Genomic DNA, 23,171 nt, shown 5'->3' with positions numbered 1-23,171 from the left:
AGGGTCGATGGTCGAAGTCACTGCAGGTCGGTCAGTCATCGTCGTGCTGATCGGCTGCATCGCCCCGGTCCTGGGCCGCGCGCTGGGCAGCCTCGGCCGCCGCCGTGCCCGGGCGCCGGCTGATCGTCCAGCCCTCGATGTTGCGCTGCGACCCGCCACTGACGCCGAGCGCCCCGGCCGGGACGTCCCGGCGCAGCACGGTGCCGGCGCCGGTGTAGGCACCGTCGCCCACCTCGACAGGGGCCACGAACATGTTGTCCGCCCCGGTGCGCGCGTGCGAACCGATCACGGTGCGGTGCTTGTGCACCCCGTCGTAGTTGACGGTGACGCTGGCCGCGCCGATGTTCGTCTCCTCGCCGATGGTGGCGTCGCCGATGTAGGACAGGTGGGGCACCTTGGAGCCGTTGCCGATCTCGGAGTTCTTCACCTCCACGAACGCGCCGAGCTTGCCCCGCTCGCCCAGGTGCGCCCCTGGGCGCAGGTACGTGAACGGGCCCACGGTGGCTCCGGCGTCGATCCGGGAGCTGGATCCGTGCGTGCGGGTGACCCTCGCGCCCGCACCGATCACCACATCGGTCAGCGTGCTGTCCGGGCCGACCACAGCACCGCTCGCGATCTGAGTGCCGCCGTGCAGCTGGGTACCGGGCAACAGCGTGACGTCCTGCTCGATCTGGACATCAACATCGATCCAGGTGGTCGCCGGGTCCACCACGCTCACCCCGGACTCCATCCAGGCGGTGACCACGCGGCGGTTCAGCTCGGCGCCGAGAGTGGCCAGCTGTACCCGGTCGTTGACACCCTCCACCAGGATCGGGTCCTCAGTGGCCAGAGCGCGCACCGCGCCACCGTCGGCCCGGGCAAGCTCGATCACGTCGGTGAGGTAGACCTCCCCCTGGGCGTTGTCCCGGTCCAGGCGGCCGAGTGCGCCGCGGAGCACCGCGGCCTCCATCACGTACACCGAAGAGTTGATCTCGCTGATCTCGAGCTCGGCTGCCGTCGCGTCCTTCTGCTCCACGATCTTCGCGACCTGGCCGCCGCCGTCGCGGACCACCCGGCCGTACCCGCTCGGATCGGTGAGGTTCGTGGTGAGCACGGTGACGGCGTTGCCGTCGGTGTGGTGCGCTTCGAGCAGAGCGGTCAGCGTGCCGGAGTCCAGCAGCGGCACATCACCGGCGAGGATCACCACCGGTCCCTGGACACCGCCTGCGCTCCCGGCGGGTTGCGCGGCCGAGTCCAGGATGGACAGCCCACACTCCACGGCGCGGCCGGTGCCGGGGACCTCGTCCTGGTCGGCGATCAGGGCGGCGGGGTCCAGCTCCTGCACGTGCGCGGCCACCTGGTCGCGTTCGTGGCGGACCACGACGGCGACCCTTCCGGGGCTGAGGTCTCTCGCCGTGGCCAGCACATGGCCGAGGAGGCTACGGCCCCCGATAGGGTGCAACACCTTGGGGGTCGCGGATCGCATCCGCGTTCCCTGGCCGGCGGCGAGAACGATCACTGCTGCAGGTGGCGTCAGGCTCACGCGCTCCACTGTAGCCGCCACCGACTGGCTCGCCTGACGTGTTGTCCCTCACCGGTGAGAGATCGCTCCGAGTCGAATCGACCTCGCCCGGATGCGCAGGGTGACGCGAAGAGCCTGGTGACGCGAAGGGCCTGGTGACGAATCGAGCCTGAGCAACTCGAGCAACTCCAGCAACTCGATCGCGAGGGGAGAACCGAGGGTCCCCCACCGGGCTCCGCCCCCAGGACTCGAACCTGGACCACACGGCACCAAAGGCCGGCGTGCTGCCATTACACCAGGGCGGATCGCCTGCGTGGCGGCCGGGCCGAGGTCCTGCGAACCGGCGCCGGCATCGAGCATACCGGCGTCTCGCAGTGCCCGGTGCAGCCGGCGAGGCACCCGGTCGTGGCCCCGCGGGCACAGTTTCGCACCCCGGGCCAGACCACCGCCGGGCCACAACACGGCATGATGGGAGGCGTGAGTGACGGATCCAAACGCACGCCCCGACCGCGGATGACCGGGCACCAGCGCCGGGAGCAGCTGCTGCGGGTAGCTCGCTCACTGTTCGCCGAGAAGGGTTTCGGCGGCACCAGCGTGGAGGAGATCGCTGCCCGGGCGGAGGTCTCCAAGCCGGTGGTGTACGAGCACTTCGGTGGCAAAGAAGGCGTCTACGCCGTGATCGTGGACCGCGAGGTGGAGACCCTCCTCGCGGCGCTGACCGGATCGTTGCGCCAGGGGGGCCACCCCCGAGTGACCGTGGAGCGCACGGCGCTGGCACTGCTGGACTACATCGAGACGAACACCGACGGCTTCCGGATCCTGGTCCGCGACTCCCCCGTCGCCCAGGCCACCGGCACGTTCTCCTCGCTGATCGGTGATGTCGCCACCCAGGTCGAGCAGGTGCTCGCCGATGCGTTCGAGCGCCAGGGTTTCGACCCGGACACGGCACCGATGTACGCGCAGATGCTGGTCGGGATGATCGCGCTCACCGGGCAGTGGTGGCTGGAAACCCGGACACCGGCGAAGGACGAGGTCGCCGCGCACCTGGTCAACCTGTCCTGGAACGGGCTGTCCGGGCTGCAGACCCAGCCGCGGCTCACCCCGGCCGCTACCCGCACCCGCAGAGGCTGAACTGCCCGCTGGCGCCGAACCGCCCACCGACTGGCCAGAATCCTGTGCTGAAGCCGATCTGGGCACGGAGGTGGTCCACTCGCGGATGCGACCGCACACCGTTGCGCACGCCGGAGGTCCCGGCCGATCTCTCGACGTCGAGTAATCTCGACCCATGACCGCTGAGGACGAGGTCGACCGGATCGTCCAGGCGTGGCAGCGCGAGCGCCCCGACCTGGACGTCACACCGCTGCGCGTCTTCTCCAGGATCGGCCGGCTCTCCCGGCATCTGGACCTCGCCCGGCGGGCAGCCTTCGCCCAGCACGGCCTGGAGGTGTGGGAGTTCGACGTGCTCTCCGCGCTGCGCCGCGCCGGTGAGCCCTACCAGCTCACCCCCGGCCGGCTGCTCACCCAGACTCTGGTCTCCTCGGGCACGATGACCAATCGGATCGACCGGCTGGTGGCACACGGCCTGGTGGTCCGCGCACCGGCACCGGAAGACCGCCGGGTGGTGCTGGTGCGACTCACCGACGCCGGACGCGCAGTGGTAGACGCTGCGATGGAGGATCTGCTGCGCCGGGAGTCCCGACTGCTCGCCGGCATCGATGGGACGCAGAGCGAGGAGCTCTCCGCCATCCTGCGCCAGCTGCTCACCCAGTTCGAGCACTGAAGCCCGCTGGCGTCCATGGCACGGACGCCAAGCCCGCTGGCTTCACCCGCTCAACGGCGTGGCGGTGTTCTCCGGTCGGAAACCTCAGCGGTAGCGGGCCCGCCAGACGATCAGGTGGACGGTGTGCACGATCCCGAGCAGCACCGCACCCCACGCCGTGTTCATCAGCATGATGCCGCCGTCGTCGAATGCTGGGTCGCTGTCCCCCCAGCCGACCTTCAGCATCAGCATCACCGCGCCGCCCAATGAAATCAGTGCGACGATCACCGGTACCGCCACGCTGGTCACCGGACGGACCGCGGCGTAGGCGCACAACCCCACCATCACAAAGACCATCAGCAGCGAGACCAGGGCGAGATCCATCCCGTACGGGCGCTCCAGCATCTTCCACAGCGACTCCCGGTAGACCTCACCGGAGGAGTTCGGTTCGCCGAGGTAGAACGACGTCCCGTTCAGCGCCAGTGCGAGCACAGCGATCGCGCCGTACAAGCTGCCGTAGCGTGGTGGTCCCTGGACGCGCCCCGGTTCATCAGGTGCAGTCATTGCGAGCATTCCCCTCTCGTCATGTCCCCCTTGGACACGCACAGAGTGTCTGGGGTCCTGCCGAGGGTGTCAACGGTTATTGAGCGGATGCGCCCGCCTCAGCCACCCGGCGGCGCGCCTACGTCACCGCGGATGAAGGTGAGGATCGCGCTGGCCGCGTTCGACCCACCGACCGGGTGCGCGGCCCGGTGCAGCTGCTGTGCCGCCTGCCGCGCGTCGTCGTCCCTCAGCAGGCCGGTGAGCAGCTCCGGGAGCCGGCCAGAACGAATATCTCCGGGCGTGAACCGCACCGCATTGCCGTATCGGACACATTCATCGATGTTGAACCGCTGCTCGGACTGCAGCCCGATCCCAGCGAACGGCACTCCCGAGGCGCATGCTGTCTGGACGGTGCCTTCACCACCGTGAATCACCGACGCGTCGATGATCCCGGCCAGGAGGTGCGCCGGCAGGAAGTCGTGGACCTGCACATTGCCCGGTAGCCGGTGGCGCTCAGCCTCGCTCAGGTAGCGGCCAGCGCTCGAGACGACCTCGACGTCGAGCGTGCCGACCTGATGCAGGATATCGACCGCGAGCTGGCCCCGGGCCGAGGATCCTAGGCCGACGTAGACCACAGGTCGATCCGAGTCGGCGAGCGCTCGGACCCGCTCCGGCAGTTCCCCGGCGCCGTGGGCATAGACCGGTCCGACAGCGACCTCACCCGGGGCCAGCGGCCGCTGGTCCAGGTGCGGGAACAAGGAGGCGATCAGGGTGAGGTCAGCATCGAGTGCATCGAGAGTGCGCGGTGGCAACGACACTCGATGCTCGGCGGCAACCCGGCTGAACGACGCAGGCTTCCAGCGGACTCGCGGGACGACGGTTCGCACGACTCGCCCCGCGATGCGGTTCACCCGTTCGCCGAGCCGTGAATTCCCCTGGCACAGCGGGAAGGTGCGCATCTGAGCGAGGTGTCCCTTGCTCATCGCATAGGGCCGGACGTAGACCAGCGGTATTGCGGCAGCTCGGGCAGAGATGAACAGCGTGAGCGTGGTTCCGATCACCACGCAGTCCGGCTGCCAGTGTTCGATCAGTGCTCGTTCGCTCGCGACTCGGCGTCGCACCATGTCGGTGGAGAACGGGTGGCGCAGGCTGCGGCCCTGATCGGCAGCGATCAGCTGGTCGGCCTGGCGCTCGCTGAGCTCGGGATCGAGGAATTCCAGGGTGAAGCCGGCACGACGGACGTAATCGGCGAATCGCCTCGAGTAGCCCATGAACAGCACGTCATGGCCCCACCGGGTGAGGTGCTTGGCGACCTCGACCGCACGGGAGGTCTCACCGAGATTGAACGTCTCCGGTGCGAACAGGATGCGAAGCGGGTGATCGGCAGCCATCACGGCACCTCCGGTGGGAAGTAGATCGCGATGGCGCGGACCATCGCCTCGCGCACCAGACCAGCCGACCCGATGGTCTCCGGATCGCATCGGACAGCGGCCGCAGCCCTCGCCACGTGCGGATAACGTGCAGCCGGCAACTGCGCACCGGCCGATGCTGTGGTCAGCAGAAGGCGGTCGAGATCATCGATGGGGCTGCCCGCCGAACGCTGCTGCCGGGCGACAAAACGTGCGTTCTCCGTGATCAGCAGCACGAGGCCCCACCGCTCGCCGGAGGATAGGCCGGTCGTGTCGAACAGCGACAGCCCCGCGTCGATCCAGGCAACGTTTCGCGGTGTGAGCGCGTCGAGGTCCGGCGGAAGATCGAGCAACCAGGCATCTCGGCGATAGAGGTCCGCCAGGCCCTCCCAGAGGATCGCGAACCGCTCGCGCCATCCCCCGAGGAGGGCGGGCGGTTCGCCGAGCGCGGTATCGAGTGCGGCGGCCAGCAGGTCGCTGCGGTCGCTGACGTGCCGATAGAGCGCCATCTTCGCGCATCCGGCCGCCTCGGCGACGCGCTGCATGGTCACCGCCGCCAGCCCGTCGCTGCGGGCGATCCCGAGGGCGGCGTCGACGATGGCGTCGATCGAGAGCTTCGGCTTGGGACCCGGTCGCGCCGCCGGCGTCACACCCCACAGTTGTGCCAGGGCACGACCTGCGCCACCGCGACCGGGACTGGTATCCGTGACCATCGAACAATAATAGCGTCCATCGGACGCTATTTGCATCAGTGCTGGCGAGTTGCTCACCACTCACGCGCCCCATCCGCTGATGCGCTACCCGCCCGCGCTGATTGGTCCGGGCAACCGGTCAGTGGTTGTGTCGCCGCCAGATCGCCAGGTGGATGGCGTGCACGAGCCCGAGCAGCACGGCACCCCAGGCGGTGCTGATCAGCATGATCGCGCCGTCGTCGAACGGCGGATTCCGATCGCCCCAGCCGATCTTGAACATCAGCATCAGAGCACCGAGGAAGGCCAGACCCGCGATCACCACTGGCAAGGCGATGCTGCGCACCGGGCGCACCGCGGCGTAGGCGCACAGTCCCGCCAGGACGAAGATCAGCAGCAGGGAGATGAAGCCGATCTCGGTTCCCCAGCTGGTGTGCAGCATGTCCCAGAGCGAGTCCCGATCGACCTGGCCGTCGGAGTCATAGACCAGAAAGAGGTTCGTTCCACTGAGCGCCAGCGCCAGCACACCGAGCGGCCCGTACAGGCTCCCGTACCGTGGCAGCGGGTCGGCATGGTCATGTTCCTGAGCTGCGGTCATTGCAAGCGTTTCCCTTCTGTGCTGTCTCCCCCGGACACGCACAAGGTGTCCGGACCGGTGCGAGGTGTCAACGGGACAACTGCCGGGGTCGACGACGAACAGCTGTCTGCCGTCCGGCGCCGGCTCACCATCCCGTTCGAGCACCGGGCTGGCGCCGACGTGGGACCCGGACCCGCGGGCACCCGTTCGATCAGCGGTTGCGCGTCCGCCAGAGAACCAGGTGCACGGTGTGCACAAGCCCGAGCAGTATCCCGGCCCCGGCGAGCGCGACCAGCATGGCTCCGCCGTCATCGAAGGGCGGGGCCGGGTCGGAGTATCCGATCTTGGCCGCGAGCATCACCACCCCGAGCAGGGAGAGCACCGCCACGGTGATCGGCAGCGCGATCGTGCGCACATTCCGCACTGCCCCGCCGACGGCGAGCCCGACCAGCATGAAGATCAGCATCAGCGCGATCGCTGAGGTGCCCGCCCAGTTGGGGTCGGACAGCAGCGTCCACAGCGTTTGGCGTTCCTGGTACCCCTCGGTCACCTGCCGTGTGTACAGCTGGGTGGTACTCAGCAGGAGGCCTGCGATCGCGAACGGACCGTAGAGGGTGCGGTATCCCGCGGGTGGGCCTGGCCGTTGCTGGTGCGGCCCGGGCGCGGGCTGATACGGATGTGGCCCTGGCGGTTGCTGGTACGGGTGTGGCTCGGACATGACAAGCTCCTTCGTTCGTGCGACCGGCTCCGCGGCGCACCAGCCCGGGCGCAGCGCCCAGGCGGTCCCCTGCGGCCTGTGCCCCCCTGGGCCGGCCGCCTTCCCCTTCAGTTGGCAGCGTCCAGTCTGCTGGGCACACGTGCGCCAGTCAATGCGTGGCACGTCGAGGTGTCGAGGCACCGGTGCCGCGAACTTAGGCTAGACCCGTGGCTCATCTACTCGGCGCTGAATCCCTGCACCTGGAGTTCCCGACCCGTGTGGTCCTGGACTCGGTGACCCTCGGCGTCGAGGAGGGAATGCGGATCGGCATCGTCGGCCGCAACGGAGACGGCAAATCCACCCTGCTGAACCTGCTCGCCGGACGGCTGGAGCCGGACGGCGGCCGGGTCACCCACCGCGGCGGCCTGCGCCTGGGCCTGCTCAGCCAGAGCGACGACCTGGACCCCGAGTCCACGGTCGGTGATGCGATCGTCGGTGACACCCCGGAACACGAGTGGGCCGGCGACGCCCGGATCCGGGATGTGATCAGCGGGCTGGTCAGCGACATCGGTTGGGCCACGCGCATCGGTGACCTCAGCGGCGGGCAGCGCCGCCGGGTGGCCCTGGCCGTACTCCTGGTGCAGGACTGGGACGTGGTCGCGCTCGACGAGCCCACCAACCACCTGGACGTCGAGGGCATCGCCTGGCTCGCCGACCATGTGAAGCGCCGCTGGCCGGCCACTGCCGGGGCCCTGCTGGTGATCACCCACGACCGCTGGTTCCTGGACGAGGTCTGCACCGCGATGTGGGAGGTGCACGACCAGATCGTGGAACCGTTCGATGGTGGCTATGCGGCCTACGTGCTACAGCGGGTGGAACGGGACCGACAGGCCGCCACTGTGGAAGCCAAGCGGGCGAACCTGATGCGCAAAGAGCTCGCCTGGTTGCGCCGCGGTGCACCCGCCCGCACGTCCAAACCGAAGTTCCGTATCGACGCCGCGAACACTCTGATCGCCGACGTCCCGGAGGTGCGCAACCGGCTGGAGCTCACCCGGATGGCCACCGCCCGCCTCGGCAAGGACGTGGTGGACCTGGAGGACGTCTCCGTCTCCTACGGCGAGCACGAAGTGCTCTGCGGCGTGACCTGGCGGATCGGCCCCGGGGAGCGCACCGGCATCCTCGGCGCCAACGGAGCCGGCAAGTCCACGCTGCTCTCCCTGGTGGCCGGCACTCTGGCCCCCACCACCGGGCGGGTCAAACGGGGCAAGACCGTGCAGGTGGCGATCCTGGACCAGCAGTTCACCGAGCTCGCCGATATCGCCACCGACCGGGTACGGGAGGTGCTGGCCCGGACCAAGACGACCTTCGCCGTCGACGGCAAGGACCTCACTCCGGCGCAGCTGCTCGAGCGCCTCGGCTTCTCCCGCGCGCACCTCTCCGCCCGGGTGGCCGACCTTTCCGGCGGCCAGCGGCGCCGGTTGCAGCTGCTGCTGGTGCTGCTCTCCGAGCCGAATGTGCTGATCCTGGACGAGCCCACCAACGATGTGGACACGGACATGCTCGCCGCGATGGAGGACCTGCTGGACTCCTGGCCGGGCACGTTGATCGTGGTCAGCCACGACCGGTACCTGCTCGAACGGGTCACCGACCAGCAATACGCGATCCTCGGCGGGCGGTTGCGGCACGTGCCCGGCGGAGTCGCCGAGTACCTCAGGCTCCGGGCCGACGACGGCGCAGCGCGGCCGGATCGGTCCACTCGCCCTGATCAGGCCTCGTCTGGGGCTGCCACCGCCGATGCCGGTCCAGCCGGTGAGGGGCTCACCGGCGCGGCGCTGCGCGCGGCGCAGAAGCGGCTCACCTCGATCGAGCGCCGGCTGGACAAGCTCTCCGGGCAGATCGCCGGCCAGCACGAGGTGCTCGCTGCGCACGACCAGAGCGACTACGCCGGGCTGCAGACCCGCACGGAGGAGCTGCGGGCCCTGGAGAGCGAGGTGGCCGAGCTGGAGGAGCAGTGGCTGGAGGTTTCCGACCAGGTCGGCTGAGGGCCATCGGCCCCGCAGTGGTCAGCGGCCGCTGCGCTCGGCGGCCTGTGGCTCCCCCTCGGCAGCGCCGGGCTCGCGAGCCGTGCCCGGGGTGCGCGCCAGAGCGGCGAGCACAGCGGACAGCGCCACCAGGACCAGCACCAGGATCAGCGCCTGGCGCAGCCCGAGGTTCTCGCCGAGCACGCCGAGCACCGGCGGTCCGACGAGGAAGGCGATGTACCCGATCGTCGCGGCGAAGGACACCCGGGCGGCGGCCTGACTGGGGTCGGTAGCCCCGGCGCCGGCAGCGGAGAGCGCCACCGGGAAGCCGAGCGAGGCACCGAGCCCCCAGAGCACCACCGCACCGACAGCCGCACCGCCGTGGTCGAGGAAGACCACACCGGCGATCCCGACCGCACCGACCAGCGCACTGGCGACCAGCACCGCGGTGCGCCCGTACCGGTTCACGAACCGGCCGCCGGTGAACCGGCCGAGCGTCATCGAGGCGGCGAACACCGCGAACACTCCGGACCCCCAGGCGGCGTCGAAGCCGTGCCCGTCCACCATCACCAGCGGTAGCCAGTCGTTCGCCGTACCCTCGGCCATCGCCAGGGCAAGGATGACGCAGCCGAGCAGCAGCAGCCGCCCGTCCCGCCAGACCGCCGGCCGAGTGCTGCCGGTGACCTGCGCCGAGGTCACGGCGCGACGGCGGCCGAACCCGGCAGGGATACCTCGCAGCGCCACCGCCAGGCCGCCGGCCATCAGCGCGCTGGCGATCACCAGATGCGCGGCCACTGGAAAGTCAGCGGCGGTCAGCACCATCCCCGCGCAGGCACCGATCACCGTGCCGAGGCTGAAGAAGCCATGCATCACCGGCATCACCGACCGGCAGAAGAGGCGCTCCACCTCGGCCCCGTCGACGTTCAGCGCGACCTCGCCGCCACCCATGCCCAAGCCGAAGATCGCCAGCCCGACTGCCACCAGCACACCCTCACCGGCGGACGCACCGAGGCCGACCACGGCGACGCCGAGCACGTTCGCCAGCATCCCGGCTCCGATCACCCGGCGGGTGCCCCACCGCGCCACCAGCGAGCCAGCGCCGAGGATGCCGATCATCGACCCGACGGACAGGCCGAACAGGATGAAGCCCATCTGTGCCGTCGAGGCGGTGAGCTGATCCCGGATGTCCGGGGTGCGAGTCACCCAGGAGGAGATCCCGAGACCGGGCAGCAGGAAGAGCAGGCACAGCGCATTGCGGCGCCGGAGAACAGAGGTCATCGACGGTTCAGCTCCGCAGCGCTTCGCGCAGCTTCATCCGGGCGCCGGTGTGCAGCACCCCGCGGTGGTAGACCCGGGCGGCGAGCCAGACCAGCACAGGAATGGTCGCCAACGCGATCACGATGGCAAGCAGCAGCTCCCAGACCGCCACCGCGTCGAAGACGCCGCGCACCGGCATCATGAACGGGGAGAAGAACGGGATCTGCGACATCACCCTGACCGCGATGCCGTCGGGATTGTTGGTGACCAGGAACATCGACACGTAGAACGGCACGAACATCAGCAGCATCAGCGGGGTGGTGACCGCGCCGATCTCCTCCTGCCGGGAGACGAGCGCGGCGAACCCACCGAAGAGCAGTGCGTAGACGGCGAAGCCCAGCAGGAACCACACGACCAGCAGCAGCATCGTGACCCCGAGGTTGATCTCGAACCCGGAGAGCAGGCCGGTCAGCGCGGTCGGAACCGCGGCGGCGGCGCCCAGCAGCACCACCTGGGTCAGGCCCACGAGTCCGATCCCGAGGATCTTCCCGGCCAGCAGGTGGGACGGGCGGATCGTGGCGAGCAGGATCTCCACGACTCGTGAGGTCTTCTCCTCCACCACTCCCATCGCGATCAGCGAACCGGTGCTGATCAGCGCGAACAGCATCAGGGCGATCGTCACCATGGCGATCAGGTAGGCGGGGCCGAACTGTCCGGAGGGACCGTCGGTGGAGATCGCTTCGACCTGCGGCGCCGCACTGTTCACCGCTTGGGAGACCTCGTCCGGGTCGCCGCCGAGCTCGGCCACCGCGCTGGCGAGCACGTGCGCCCGGACCGCACTGCTCACCAGAGAGAGCAGCTGCCCATCGGCGGTCTCCTCGACAAGCATCTCCGGCCGCGCCGGATCTCCGGCCAGGAATGCGTCCAGGTCCTCCGCCAGCGCAGGCTCTGCCTGGTCGCGGGTCATCACCTGCACGTCGATGGTGCTGCCGGCTGCCGCACCCTCGGCCTCGAGCTGAGTCCCCAGGTCCTCGACCTCGGCGGCGACGCCGACGGTGTAGTCGGCGCTGCCGTCGTCCTGGTTGACGAAGTAGTTCGCCACCAGGACACCGGCGACGATCACCACCACCATCACCGCGAGCGAGATGAGGTTGGACTTGGTGAGGAAGCGGGCCCGGAACTCCCGCCTGGCCACCAGTGCGATCGTGGTCAGCGCGCCCGTGGCGGGGGCTGGCTCCTGCGGCCGGCTCACGCCGCCTCCTTCCCGTCGGGGCGACCTGGCTCGGGGGGCTCATCGTCGCCTGCGCTCTCGTCGGTATCGCTGACCACGTCTCGGAAGAGCTCGGTGAGGGTAGGCCGCACCTGGCTGAACTCGCGCAGCTCGCCCGCGGCGACCGCCGCCCGCAACAGCGGCTGCTCCACTCCCGGCTGGCCTCCGGTGAGCTGGACGATCACCTCGCGGCCGTCGTCGCTGATGACCGTGGCGCCCGGCACCTCGTTCACCCAGCCGGTCGGGGCACCGTCCACGACCGCCCGCCAGCGCACGTTCTCGGTGCGGCGCAGCTTCTCGCGCGTACCGACGGCGACCAGTCTGCCGGCGCGGATGATCCCGACGCGGTCGCACAGCCTCTCGACGAGCTCGAGCTGGTGGGAGGAGAAGATCACCGGCACGCCGTCCGCCGCCCGCTCCTGAAGGACGGCGCTCATCACCTCGACCGCCACTGGGTCCAGGCCGGAGAACGGCTCGTCGAGCACGAGAATCTCCGGGTCGTGCACCAGCGCTGCGGCAAGCTGGACCCGCTGCTGGTTGCCCAGGGAGAGCGCCTCGACGTCGTCGTCCCGGCGGGACCCGACCCCGAGCCGCTCGGTCCACCGCTGCATCGAGGTGGTCGCCTGATCGGGTGACATGCCATGGAGCCGGGCCAGATAGACGAGCTGGTCGCCGACCTTCATCTTGGGATAGAGACCGCGCTCTTCGGGCATGTACCCGACCCGGCGACGCATCGTGAGGTCCAGCGGGCGGTCCTGCCAGCGCACCTGCCCCGAGTCGGCGGCGAGCACGCCGAGTGCGATCCGCATCGCCGTCGTCTTGCCGGCCCCGTTCGAGCCGACGAAGCCGAAGATCTCGCCGGCCTGCACGCTGAAGGCGAGGTCATCCAGGGCCTTGAGCGAACCGTAGGACTTGGTGAGGTGGTCGAACTCGAGTTGAGGCATGAGCAACTTTCCCGATCGTCACGAATCGCCGGACTTGAGTCGTCATCGACCCTATGTGCGACGGTGCGGGATGCGCCACAGGCGGGGCCGCGGGTTCGCTGGAGAACTTCGACCAGGGCAGCGACGGTGCCCGGCATGTGCTGATCGCCCCGGCGCCTACTTCAACCCGGTGGTGGTGACGCCTTTGATCAGGAACCGCTGACCGAACAGGAACACCAGGAACTTCGGCGGCAGGGAGACCACACTCGTGGCGAACATCGAGCCGTAGGAGGAACTGGTCTGGGCATCGAGGAACCCCGTCAGCGCTACCGAGACCGGCCAGGTCTCCGGCAACCGGAGGTAGACCAGTGGGCCGAAGAAGTCGCCCCAGGTCCAGATGAAGGTGAAGATCGCCGTCGTGGCCAGCGCCGGGACCACCAGCGGGAGCACGATCTGGACGTAGCAGCGGAAGTGACCGGCGCCGTCGATCCGGGCCGCCTCGAAGATCTCCTTGGGCAGACTGCGGATGAACTGGACCATGAGGAACAGGAAGAACGCCTCGGTGGCCAGGAACTTCGGCGCGATCAACGGCAGGAACGTGTTCAGCCAGCCGAGTTCTTTGTAGATGAGGAACTGCGGCACCAGCAGCACCTGGAAGGGCAGCATGATCGAGCCGAGCATCAGCGCAAAGAACAGGTTCTTGCCGCGAAAGCGCAGCCGGGCGAATGCATAGGCGGCCAGTGAGCAGGAGACGAGATTCCCCACGATCGAGCCGAGCGCGATGATCGAGGAGTTGATGAGGAACACGCTGAACGGGTGCTGCAGATCGTTCCAGCCGTTCGCGTAGTTCTCTGCGGTCAGATCGGTGGTGAAGATGCTCAGGTCGCGAAAGATCTCGCTGTTCGGCTTGAAGCTGGAGACCACCAACCAGATCAGCGGGTAGATCATCACAGCGCACAGCACGATCAGCATCGTGTGCTTGGCCGCGGCGCGCACCTGCCGCATGCGGCGACCACCTGGCTGCGGGCGCGGGGTGGTCGGCTGGAGCACGTCAAATCTGCCACATAAGAGAACGTTTGCGGGTGGATGGGCGCATACCACGTAGCACCGACATTCTGCGGGCGGAAGGGCATCATCACCACGATTTTGTGGATAAGTGGTGGACGGTCCACAGATTCAACACGCACGCGTGTTCACCCCACATGACACCCACTCTCTCGTAGAATGGATGTACGAGCACAGGTCATAGAATCGACGGGAGGTGAGCAGTGGTGAGCGACTCCACGATCAGTGCCGAGGTCCTGCATGGCACACCCCTGGGCGAGCTCCTCGAGGCCGATCTACCCACCCGCCTCGCGGCCCTGGAAGCCCTCGGTGGTGCGATCACCAGCGCCGACCTCCAGGACGAGCGTGACCTGCACACCGGACCCGAACTCGGCATCGCGAGCGTGCGAGTGCACCGCCTGTGCACCCGGCTGACCGGCAAGCGCTACCAATGGCTGACCGTGGAAGAAGCAGACGGGCGGTGGGCCACCACCGCGTTCCACCCCCGCACCTACGCCTCCCACGTTGCCCACACCCATGGCATCTCCTACGCCAACGCCCGCCGCAGCGTGCGCCTGGCCCGCCAACTGCGCGATGACATCCCCCGCTTCGGCGCCGCCCTACGAGCCGGACAGATCGGCCCCGACCAGATCGACGCCCTAGCAACCACCGCCCTGACCTCACCCACCCGCATCGCAGCACTAGCCGAACCCATCACCACCGACGCCTCGGCCGCGGAGGGTGCGGAGGCAGGGGAATCGGATTTCGAGGAGGCAGCCACCGATGACACTGCTCAGACGGTGGAGGACTTTCTCCTCGCGCAGGCCCAGGACATGCGGGTGGACCAGATCCGCCGGTTGGGTAAGCACTTCGCTCAGGTCGCTGACCCCGAGGCCGATGAGCGCGGCTACCGCCAAGCCAAAGAACGCGAATACGTCGAGCTGGTCCGCACCCTGGACGGGTGGCACCTGTCCGGCTTTCTCACCGAGGAGAACGGACGCCTGGTGCGCGCCGCCATGGACGCCGTGATCACCCCACCCGCGCCCGACGATCAGCGCACCGCCGATCAGCGCCGCGCACAAGCCCTCGCCGACCTCGCCCACCTCGTCCTCGACCAAGGCCTAGCCGGAACCCACGCCTCCGTCCGACCCCACCTCGGCGTCCTGATCAACCCCACCGACCTCGACCGACTCCTGCGCGAAGCACGCGAAGGCACCACCGCGCCGACAGAACAAACCCCCTGCTCCACTCCCACCCCCGGCAGCAGCCGCTGGGACACCATCCCACTACGCGACCTGATCGGTATCGACTGGGCGACCCAGCTCAACAACCAACCACCGACGTTCGACGACGGCACCGGGCCCGTCCCACCAGCACTCCTCCGCCGACTCGCCACCTGCGGAGACCTCTACCGCGTCCTGTTCTCCCCCGAAGGCGAAGTCATCAACCTCGGCCGATCCCGCCGGCTGTTCACCCCAGCACAACGACGCGCGCTCATCGCACGCGACCAAGGCTGCACGTGGCCCGGCTGCACCGCGCCACCGGCGATCTGCGAATCACACCACGCCCGCATCCACTGGGCCGACGGCGGACCCACCAACACCGCCAACGGCGCACTCCTGTGCTACCACCATCACACCGTCGTCGACGCCCGCACCATCACCATGACCCGGCACGACGGCGTATGGATCTTCACCCGCCCCGACGGCACCACCATCAACACCAACCTCGACCCACCAGCCAAGCACCGAGATTGGCCAGACACCGGCTAACGGCGAGGTACATGCAGGCCGGCTGCGCGGAGCGTCCGCTCCGCCGCAGGCGTCGCGACCGACCGGGGCAGGATCACCGGGTCCCCGGTGTCCGGGTCCGCGATCACCCGGCAACGGAGCCCGAAGACCTCCTCGATCCGCTCGGCCGTCACCACCTGGTGCGGCGAGCCGTGGGCCACGATCCGTCCCTCGCTCATCGCGATCAGGTGGCTGCCGTAGCGGGCTGCCTGGTTGATGTCGTGCAGCACCGCCACCACGGTGCGACCCGCAGTGCGCAGCCGCTGGACCAGCTCGAGCACCTCGAGTTGGTGGGCGATGTCCAGGAAGGTGGTCGGCTCGTCCAGCAGCACCAGCGGTGTCTCCTGCGCGAGCACCATGGCGATCCAGACCCGCTGGCGCTGACCGCCGGAGAGCTCGTCTACCGGCCGGTCTGCCAGGTCTGTGACGTTGGTGTCCGCGAGCGCAGCGTCGACTGCGGCTTCGTCCGCTTCGGACCAGCCGGCCAGCATCGACTGGTGCGGGTAGCGCCCGCGCGCCACAAGATCGAACACGGTGATGCCCTCAGGTGCGATCGAGGTCTGCGGTAGGAGCCCGATCTTGCGGGCAACCTGCTTGGTGGGCAGCCGGCGGACATCCTGCCCGTCGAGCAGCACGTGGCCACCGGTCGGGCGCAGTAGGCGTGCCAGCGTGCGCAGCAGGGTGGATTTGCCGCACGCGTTCGGTCCGACGATCACGGTGAACTCCCCGTCCGGAAGTTCCAGGTCGATGCCCTCGAGCACCTGCCGGTCGCCGTAGCCTGCGTTCAGGGTGTGGGCGGTGAGTCTCATCCTGCTCCAGTCGTGTCCAGGGAACGTCGGCTCTCCCGCGCCAGCAGCCACACCAGGTAGGCGCCACCGATTGCCACGGTCACTGCTCCGGTGGGCAGGCGCACGCCGGGGATCGCGTGCTGGGCGATGATGTCCGCACCGAGCAGCAGCAATGAACCGACCATGGCCGAGCCCGCCAGGTCCACCGAGGTGCCCTGCCGGGTGAGCCGGCGCGCAATCTGTGGGGCGGCCAGCGCGACGAACGCGATCGGGCCCGCCACCGCGGTCACCAGCGCGATCGCGATGACGCCGAGGAGGATCAGCAGGGCCTTCGAAGTCTCGACCGGGACCCCAAGCATCGCCGCCGTGTCGTCCCCCAGCTCCAGCCGGCGCATCCGGCGCTGGGCCGCCGGCGCAGCGATCAGGACCACCGCGAGCACCACGGCGCCGACCCGGATCGCCGGCCAGTCCACCACGGACAGCGACCCTGCCCCCCAGACCGCCGCCCGGAGCGCCACGTCCAGATCGACCTTCACGGAGAACCAGGTGTTCACCCCACCAAGGAAGGCACTCACGGCGATGCCGACGATGATGAACCGAAACCCCTGGACTCCGCGCCGGAAGGCGAACAGGTAGACCGCGAAGGCAGTCACCAGACCACCGGCGAGGGCTCCGGCGGTGAGTGCGGCGTAGCTGGTCAGACCGGCCAGGAGAGTGAGCACCACTCCGGTGAAGGCGCCGGTGGTGAAGCCGATCACGTCCGGGCTGCCGAGCGGGTTGCGGGTCAGCGACTGGAACACCGCACCGCTGATCCCCAGGGCAGCGCCGAACAGCAGGGCACCGACCACCCGCGGCAGCCGCCACTCCAGCACCACCTTGTTCAGCTGTTCGTCGCCGCCGCCGGTGAGTGCGGTCACCACCTCGCCGATGGAGAGCGGCATGGTGCCGAGCGTGACCGACCACAGCGCGAGCACCAGGGTGAGCCCACCGAGCACAGCGCACACCACGAGCGTGCGCGGATGCAGCCGGACGCTGGCGCGACGCCAGCGCAGGACCAGGCCGCCGGTCACAGTGCTTTGGCCTTTGACCGGCGCACCAGGGCGACCAGCACCGGCGCACCGAGGAGCGCCGTCGTCACCCCGACCTGCAGCTCGCTCGGCCAGACGAGGAGCCGGCCCAGGACGTCAGCACTGAGCAGGAAGGCGGGAGCAACGAGGATGGAGAAGACGATCACCTTGCGCCAGTCAGGCCCGGTGAACCAGCGCACAGCGTGCGGGACCATCAGCCCCACGAATGAGATCGGACCGGCCGCCGCGGTCGCAGCCCCACAGAGCAGAGTCACGGCGAGTACCACCCCGACGCGGAGCAGGCCCACCCGCACACCGGCGGCGCGAGCCGAGTCATCCCCGAGGGCGACCTGGTTCAGCGGGTGCGCGCACACTACCGCGAGCAGCAAGCCGACGAGTACGAACGGGGCGATCGCAGCGATGGTGCCACCCGGACGGTCGGAGAGGGTACCCGCCCCCCAGAACCGCATCCGGTCGAAGGTCTCGGTATCGATAAGGGCGAGCGCCTGGGTCATCCCCATCAGCACCGCACCGAAGGCCACGCCGACCAGGGTGAGCCGCAGCGGCGTCGGTGAGTTCCTCCCGCCACCGGCGATCGCATACACCACCACGGCGGCGCCGACCGCCCCGAGCAGCGCGAACGGCAGGTACTGGCTGATCCGGGTCACGCCCAGGAACGCAACCGCGAGCGCAACCGCGAAGCCGGCCCCGGCGTTCACCCCGAGAATGCCCGGATCGGCCAACGGGTTCCGGGTCAGTGCCTGGATCAGTGCCCCCGCCCCGCCGAGGGCAGCGCCGACCAGCAGGCCGAGGATCGTGCGGTCCACGCGCGCGACGCTCACCGTGATCTGGGCGACCGAACCATCCGGGTCGGTGAAGGCGCGCAAGACCATGTCCAGCGGCAGGATCGCCGAGCCGACCGCCACACTGAGCACGATCGCGGTGCACAGCGCGAGCACGGCCAGTGCGAGCCCGAGCCAGCGCCGCCGACGCGGCACAGACCGGCTGGTGGCATCTCTCGCCGGGTGGCGGTCGGACGTGCGCGCGACGGCGTCGGTCGCTGTCGGCATAGCAAGCGGGTCCTTCCCTGGCGGTCGACCTCCTCATTAAGCGTAGGCTAACCTTACCAAATCCCTGATCGTTTCCGTGAATGAGGTCTGCCTGAAATGAGCACCCGGTCCCGCGTGTTACCCAGATCGATTGCCGCTGTGGTGGCAGTCGGTCTCCTGCTCGTCGGCTGCTCCTCCGGTGACGGCTCGGACGCCGGCGGCGGCAGCGGGGAGGAGCCGGCCGCAGGCAGTCACGACGTAGAGACCGACTACGGGACGGTCACCGTTCCCGCCGACCCGCAGCGCGTCGTCGTGCTCAACTATGCCCTCGCTGGCTACCTCTACGACCTGGACATCCCGGTGACCGCGACCATCCCGGAGGACGCCGATGCCGACCAGGGTGAGTTCTCGTCATTCTGGGCGGACCAGGCGAACGAGGACGGCACCGAGTTCCTCCCGTGGAGCGTCGACGGATTCGACCTGGAGGCGATCCTGGCGGCCGAGCCGGATCTGATCATCGGTGGTGGGATCGGGTTCCCGCTGTTCCAGGCCGAAGAGGCCTACGACGAGCTGACCGACATCGCCCCGACCGTGCTGGTCGGCAGCGAGCTGACCACCTGGGAGGCCCAGTACTCCTTCCTCGCCGAGGACGTGTTCGACAAGCCGGAGGTGTACACGGAGGCGGTCGAAGCTTACGAGGCACGGGTCACGGAGGTACGGGAGTCGATCACACCACCGGAACTGCCGGCCGCATTCCTATCCATCGTGGGCGACGGCACCGCGTACGCGCTCGTGGAGAGCGTCGGTCTGCCGACAGTGTTCGCGGATCTGGGTATCGAGCCGGCGCCGATCTTCGCCGATGGAGACTTCGAGGTCTACGGCGGAGGCGGGGACATGTTCGAGCTGTCCACCGAACAAGTGGGTCAGGTGATCACCCAGCCGAGCGTGTTCGTGATGGGCTTCAACGGCGACACCACCGATGTGGCCACCCTGTCCGAGAACCCGGTGTACGCGGCGCTGCCCGCATTCCAGAACGAGCGCGCCTACGACCTGCCGTACTGGGTGCTGCGGGGGGACTTCGACGAGACGATGGCCCTGCTGGACATCGTCGACGAACAGTTCAGCTGACATGGCACGCACCTTCCGCACCCACCCGCTCACCGTTCGCCAGGTCAGCGTCCGGCGGGTGATCGACCTGAACCCGCGAATGCGGCGGATCACCGTCAGTGGGCCGCAGCTGGGTGAGTTCACCTCCGGCGACCACCCGCAGCCGGCGTTCGCCTCCCCTGGGTTCGACGACCACGTCAAGCTGATCTTCGCCTCCGACGGCGACATCCTCGGGGCCCTGCCCACGCAGCTGGAGCATGGCATCGAGTGGCCGGCGTCCACCACCCGGGTGGCGCGCGACTACACCCCCCGCCGAGTCGACCTCGACGCCGGTGAGGTGGACCTGGACTTCGTCCTGCACGGCCACGGCCCAGCGGCCGCCTGGGCCCGCGACGCCGCACCGGGGGACGACCTGCACATGGTCGGGCCGAAGTCCTCCACCGTGCTACCTCCGGAGTTGGACTGGCTGGTGCTCGTCGGGGACGAGACGGCCCTGCCCGCCATCGGCCGCTTCCTGGACGAACGCCCGGTGGACCTGCCGGTGCAGGTGCTGGTCAGCGTGTCCGATCCGGTCGCTCGGCAGGAGCTTGCCGTGCGGGCGCAGGACCGACTCACGTGGATCGTGGCCGCACCGGACGACCCTCAGGCCCTTGCGGACGCATTCGGTGCCGTGGACCTGCCCGACGGCAACGGCTACGTCTGGGCCGGGGCGGAGAGCCGGGCGCTGCTCCCGGTCCGGCGCGAGCTGAAAAACGTGCGCAACCTGCCGAAGGACCGGATGAACGTGACCGGCTACTGGCACGCCGCCGCGCGCACCTCGGCCCAGGCCGCGATCCCTTCCCCACTGCCGTGGCTGGCCACCCGGGCGGCGGTGCAGCTGGGTCTGCTCGACGCCGTCGCCGCAACGCCGGCGCGGCCTCTGGCTGAGGTGGCGTCCACGCTCGACGTCCCGGCGGAGCCGCTCGGACTGTTACTCCCGATCCTGGTGCGCTACGGGCTGCTCGCCGGTGACGCCCGCGAGCTCCGGCTCGGACCGGCCGGTGAGGAGCTGGCGGGCGATGAGCACGCGGCCGAAGAGTTCGACGGGCTGGACGCCGAGCTGGTGCTGGCCCTCGGCGAGCTGGCACCGGCACTGCGCACTGGCCAGGTCCCGTGGCAGCTACGGACCGGCAGCACGCTGCTGGACCAGATCACCGGCACCGAGCCGGCCGGCACCTCCGCCCGCGCGGAGGAGCTGGTGACGGAACTGGTGGAGAGTTCGGAGTCACTGAGCTTCCTCCTCGACGCCGCACTGTCCGACGAGGTCTGGGCCAGGGCCCGCGAAGTGCTGCTGCTCGGCCCAGGCAGCCATGTAGTCGCCGAGGCGCTGCACCGGCGCTGCCACCCGGCCCAGGTGCGGGTACGGGCTGACCCCGTACTCACCCGAGCGCTCCAGGACGAGCTGACCGAACCGGCGTCGACGATCTGGGTGGGCGAGAACGAACAGGTCCGAGCAGATCTCGCGGTGGCAGCGCATGCGCTGGCGCACCGCACCGACGCCGAGGCGGCGGCCCTCCTCGGCCGGTTACGTGCTGAAGCTGCGACCGCCCTGATCATCGAGGCCGGGCAGCCTGATGCGCTCGGGTCCGGCGGGCACGAGGTGTCGCTGCGCTCCTACGCCCGGATCGGCCGGGGCCTGCGCGACCCGGACGCGATCGCCGAACTGGCCGGCGCCGCCGGATGGCAGGTCCACCGCGTGGTCCCGCTGGGCTGGGGTGTGCAGGCGACCGTCCTGCGCTGAAGGCCGGCTACCCCTCGTCCTCGCGCACCGACTCCAGCAGCCGCGCACCAGGAGCGGGACCGGTCACCACCTCGACCTCGTCGGCCACGTCCATCGCCCGCACCGTCTCGGCGATCTCGACGGCGGTGGGGTGATCCGGGGCAAGGGCAGCGACCGTAGGGCCCGAACCGGAGACGAGCGTGGCGAGTGCAGGGCTGTCGGCCAGCACCTGCTGGATGCGCTCCACCCCCGGTGCGAGATTGCCGGCCGCTGCGTCCAGGTCGTTCACCAGGACCTCGGCCAGGCGATGGGCGTCACCGGAGATGAGGGCGGCCATCACAGCGTCGTCGATGCTCGGATGCTCGGCGTATTCCGGGTGGAGCCGGTCCCACTCCTCGAACACCTCGGGGGTGGACAAGCCCTGCTCAGAGATCGCCAGGACCCAGTGGTAAGCACCGCGGGCGAGTGCGGGGGTGAGCACGTCCCCGCGGCCGAGACCGACGGCCGTTCCACCGGTCAGCGCGAACGGGACATCCGCACCGAGCTCGGCGGCCAGGTGGCCGAGCTCTTCCCGGGCGAGGCCGGTCTGCCAGAGCAGGTCGCAGGCGAGCAGCGTCGCGGCGGCGTCTGCGGAGCCTCCCGCCATCCCACCGGCTACCGGGACGCGTTTGGTGATCTCCAGGTGCACACCGGTGCGAGTGCCGGAGGCTTCGGCGAGCAGGCTGGCGGCGCGGTAGGCCAAGTTGCTCTCGTCGTCGCGAACGTGCTCGGCCCACCGCCCGGTGGTACTGGTGCTGATCTCCTCGGCCGGACTGGCCACGACATCCTCGAACAGGGACACCGCCTGGAACACCGTGGCCAGCTGGTGGTAACCGCTCGGTTCTCGCGCGCCGACCCGGAGCACCAGGTTGATCTTGGCCGGCGCGCGCACATGCACGGCCTGCTGCACGGTCGGGACCGCCCTCATCGGGAGCCTCCGTGCGGACTGGACGTGCCCTGGACGGCAGTGCGGGCCGAGGCGAGGGCGGCGAACTGGGCGATGTCCAGGCGCTCACCACGGCTGGCCGGGTCGATCCCGGCGACCCGAAGCAGCTGTTCGGCCTGCTGCGGTGAACCGGCCCAGGTGGCCAGTGCGGCGCGCAACGTCTTCCGGCGCTGGGCGAAGGCAGCATCGATGCACGCGAACACCTCCTCGCGGGAGGCGGCGCTGGGTGGTGGGTCCCGGCGGACCAGTCGCACCAGCGCCGAGTCCACGTTCGGCACCGGCCAGAAGATGCTGCGCGAGATCGTTCCCGCCCGCCGTGCCGAGGCGTACCAGGCGGCCTTGGCGGAGGGCACCCCATAGGTGCGCGAACCGGGCGGGGCGGCAAGCCGGTCCGCAACCTCGGCCTGCACCATCACCAGCACCTCCTGCAGGCTCCGCTGCTGCTCGAGGAAGGTGAGCAGCACCGGGACAGCCACGTTGTAGGGCAGGTTGGCCACCAGCCGCGTCGGCTCGGCCGGGAGGTCACCGATGGTGAGCGCGTCCGCGGCGATCACGGTGAGCCGGTCCGCGGCAGCCGGAGCACGGCCGGCCACAGTCTCGCGCAGCGCGCCGGCGAGCACCGGGTCGATCTCCACCGCAAGCACCTGCGCACCGGCCTCGAGCAGTCCGAGGGTGAGCGACCCGAGTCCGGGACCGATCTCCACCACGGTCTCCCCCGGCTGCACACCGGCTGTGCGGACGATCTTGCGCACCGTGCCCGGGTCGATCACGAAGTTCTGCCCGAGGCTCTTGGTCGGCCGGATCCCGAGCTGCTCAGCCAGGGCGCGCACGCTCGAGGCAGTCAGCAGCCGGGTTGCGGCGGGATCTGCATCAGGGGTGCTCACAGCGACGAGCCTACTGGGCAGCGCTCAGCGCGTGAGGCCGATGCTTCCCGGT

General features: G+C 69.5%; 21 protein-coding genes and 1 tRNA gene. 6 read left to right on the top strand and 16 right to left on the bottom strand.

The annotated features are described in order from the left end of the window. Positions 1-31: 31 nt before the first annotated feature. Together glmU and FU260_RS06130 are read right to left on the bottom strand one after the other, a co-directional pair. Entirely contained in the window at positions 32-1,522 is a 1,491-nt protein-coding gene (glmU, locus tag FU260_RS06135) for a bifunctional UDP-N-acetylglucosamine diphosphorylase/glucosamine-1-phosphate N-acetyltransferase GlmU (RefSeq protein WP_147916256.1), read from the bottom strand. Positions 1,523-1,734: 212 nt separating this feature from the next. Further along, positions 1,735-1,806: transfer RNA gene (locus FU260_RS06130), tRNA-Gln, on the bottom strand. Between the two features lie 208 nt (positions 1,807-2,014). Here FU260_RS06130 and FU260_RS06125 point away from each other — a divergent pair. Both FU260_RS06125 and FU260_RS06120 read left to right on the top strand, forming a co-directional pair. After that, entirely contained in the window at positions 2,015-2,632 is a 618-nt protein-coding gene (locus FU260_RS06125) for a TetR/AcrR family transcriptional regulator (RefSeq protein ID WP_147919347.1), read from the top strand. A gap of 154 nt (positions 2,633-2,786) precedes the next feature. Next, positions 2,787-3,281: a MarR family winged helix-turn-helix transcriptional regulator gene (locus FU260_RS06120; protein ID WP_147916255.1), complete on the top strand. Its 495-nt coding sequence runs from the start codon at positions 2,787-2,789 to the stop codon at positions 3,279-3,281. Positions 3,282-3,365: 84 nt separating this feature from the next. Here FU260_RS06120 and FU260_RS06115 read toward each other — a convergent pair whose 3' ends face one another. From FU260_RS06115 to FU260_RS06095, 5 genes are all read right to left on the bottom strand, one after another. Next, on the bottom strand, positions 3,366-3,824 hold the full coding sequence (locus tag FU260_RS06115; RefSeq protein ID WP_147916254.1) for a hypothetical protein: 459 nt from the start codon (positions 3,822-3,824) through the stop codon (positions 3,366-3,368). A gap of 98 nt (positions 3,825-3,922) precedes the next feature. Next, positions 3,923-5,194 carry a glycosyltransferase gene (locus tag FU260_RS06110; RefSeq protein ID WP_147916253.1) on the bottom strand — a complete coding sequence of 424 codons (1,272 nt, stop codon included), beginning with the start codon at positions 5,192-5,194 and terminating at the stop codon, positions 3,923-3,925. Next, positions 5,194-5,925, bottom strand: a complete 732-nt coding sequence (locus FU260_RS06105; RefSeq protein WP_147916252.1) for a TetR/AcrR family transcriptional regulator — start codon at positions 5,923-5,925, stop codon at positions 5,194-5,196. Before FU260_RS06105 ends, FU260_RS06110 begins: the two co-directional genes overlap by 1 nt. Positions 5,926-6,043: 118 nt before the next feature. Further along, the gene (locus FU260_RS06100) at positions 6,044-6,499 is read right to left on the bottom strand and encodes a hypothetical protein (protein WP_147916251.1); all 456 of its coding nucleotides are present in this window, start codon (positions 6,497-6,499) and stop codon (positions 6,044-6,046) included. Positions 6,500-6,689: 190 nt separating this feature from the next. Further along, positions 6,690-7,196 (bottom strand): hypothetical protein, encoded by a 507-nt coding sequence (locus FU260_RS06095; protein WP_147916250.1) that lies wholly within the window; start codon positions 7,194-7,196, stop codon positions 6,690-6,692. Positions 7,197-7,402: 206 nt separating this feature from the next. Here FU260_RS06095 and FU260_RS06090 point away from each other — a divergent pair, with 206 nt between their 5' ends. Then, positions 7,403-9,217 carry an ABC-F family ATP-binding cassette domain-containing protein gene (locus FU260_RS06090; RefSeq protein ID WP_147916249.1) on the top strand — a complete coding sequence of 605 codons (1,815 nt, stop codon included), beginning with the start codon at positions 7,403-7,405 and terminating at the stop codon, positions 9,215-9,217. Positions 9,218-9,238: 21 nt separating this feature from the next. Here FU260_RS06090 and FU260_RS06085 read toward each other — a convergent pair whose 3' ends face one another. The 4 genes from FU260_RS06085 to FU260_RS06070 form a co-directional block, all read right to left on the bottom strand. Beyond that, positions 9,239-10,474, bottom strand: coding sequence for an MFS transporter (locus FU260_RS06085; protein ID WP_147916248.1), 1,236 nt, complete (start codon positions 10,472-10,474; stop codon positions 9,239-9,241). 7 nt (positions 10,475-10,481) lie between these two features. Next, positions 10,482-11,705, bottom strand: coding sequence for an ABC transporter permease (locus tag FU260_RS06080; RefSeq protein ID WP_147916247.1), 1,224 nt, complete (start codon positions 11,703-11,705; stop codon positions 10,482-10,484). Next, on the bottom strand, positions 11,702-12,667 hold the full coding sequence (locus tag FU260_RS06075) for an ABC transporter ATP-binding protein (RefSeq protein WP_147916246.1): 966 nt from the start codon (positions 12,665-12,667) through the stop codon (positions 11,702-11,704). Before FU260_RS06075 ends, FU260_RS06080 begins: the two co-directional genes overlap by 4 nt. Before the next feature lie 156 nt (positions 12,668-12,823). Then, positions 12,824-13,651, bottom strand: coding sequence for a carbohydrate ABC transporter permease (locus tag FU260_RS06070; protein WP_147916245.1), 828 nt, complete (start codon positions 13,649-13,651; stop codon positions 12,824-12,826). 266 nt (positions 13,652-13,917) lie between these two features. On the opposite strand from FU260_RS06070, the gene FU260_RS06065 reads away from it, so the two are divergent. Further along, positions 13,918-15,462 (top strand): HNH endonuclease signature motif containing protein, encoded by a 1,545-nt coding sequence (locus FU260_RS06065; protein ID WP_168211675.1) that lies wholly within the window; start codon positions 13,918-13,920, stop codon positions 15,460-15,462. Here FU260_RS06065 and FU260_RS06060 read toward each other — a convergent pair. From FU260_RS06060 to FU260_RS06050, 3 genes are read right to left on the bottom strand one after another with little or no spacing between them, the layout of a single operon-like run. Further along, a complete protein-coding gene (locus FU260_RS06060) occupies positions 15,459-16,289 on the bottom strand; it encodes an ABC transporter ATP-binding protein (protein ID WP_147916243.1) in 831 nt (276 codons plus the stop codon). The genes FU260_RS06065 and FU260_RS06060 overlap by 4 nt on opposite strands. Then, positions 16,286-17,338: a FecCD family ABC transporter permease gene (locus tag FU260_RS06055; RefSeq protein WP_147916242.1), complete on the bottom strand. Its 1,053-nt coding sequence runs from the start codon at positions 17,336-17,338 to the stop codon at positions 16,286-16,288. The genes FU260_RS06060 and FU260_RS06055 overlap by 4 nt, the downstream gene beginning before the upstream one ends. After that, positions 17,335-18,405, bottom strand: coding sequence for an iron chelate uptake ABC transporter family permease subunit (locus tag FU260_RS06050; RefSeq protein ID WP_147916241.1), 1,071 nt, complete (start codon positions 18,403-18,405; stop codon positions 17,335-17,337). The genes FU260_RS06055 and FU260_RS06050 overlap by 4 nt, the downstream gene beginning before the upstream one ends. A gap of 141 nt (positions 18,406-18,546) precedes the next feature. On the opposite strand from FU260_RS06050, the gene FU260_RS06045 reads away from it, so the two are divergent. Beyond that, entirely contained in the window at positions 18,547-19,512 is a 966-nt protein-coding gene (locus FU260_RS06045) for an ABC transporter substrate-binding protein (protein WP_235912221.1), read from the top strand. Between the two features lies 1 nt (position 19,513). Beyond that, the gene (locus FU260_RS06040; RefSeq protein WP_147916239.1) at positions 19,514-21,271 is read left to right on the top strand and encodes a siderophore-interacting protein; all 1,758 of its coding nucleotides are present in this window, start codon (positions 19,514-19,516) and stop codon (positions 21,269-21,271) included. A 7-nt stretch (positions 21,272-21,278) separates the two neighbouring features. Here the strand turns inward: FU260_RS06040 and FU260_RS06035 are convergent, their stop codons facing one another. Both FU260_RS06035 and rsmA read right to left on the bottom strand, forming a co-directional pair. Then, positions 21,279-22,217 (bottom strand): 4-(cytidine 5'-diphospho)-2-C-methyl-D-erythritol kinase, encoded by a 939-nt coding sequence (locus tag FU260_RS06035; RefSeq protein ID WP_147916238.1) that lies wholly within the window; start codon positions 22,215-22,217, stop codon positions 21,279-21,281. Further along, positions 22,214-23,119: a 16S rRNA (adenine(1518)-N(6)/adenine(1519)-N(6))-dimethyltransferase RsmA gene (gene rsmA, locus FU260_RS06030; RefSeq protein ID WP_210418212.1), complete on the bottom strand. Its 906-nt coding sequence runs from the start codon at positions 23,117-23,119 to the stop codon at positions 22,214-22,216. The genes FU260_RS06035 and rsmA overlap by 4 nt, the downstream gene beginning before the upstream one ends. Positions 23,120-23,171 lie beyond the last annotated feature (52 nt).

This window comes from Ruania zhangjianzhongii, assembly GCF_008000995.1.
Lineage (GTDB): Bacteria > Actinomycetota > Actinomycetes > Actinomycetales > Beutenbergiaceae > Ruania > Ruania zhangjianzhongii.
The sequence above is the reverse complement of the archived record's forward strand: the minus strand, read 5'-3'. Positions and strand labels throughout refer to the sequence as shown.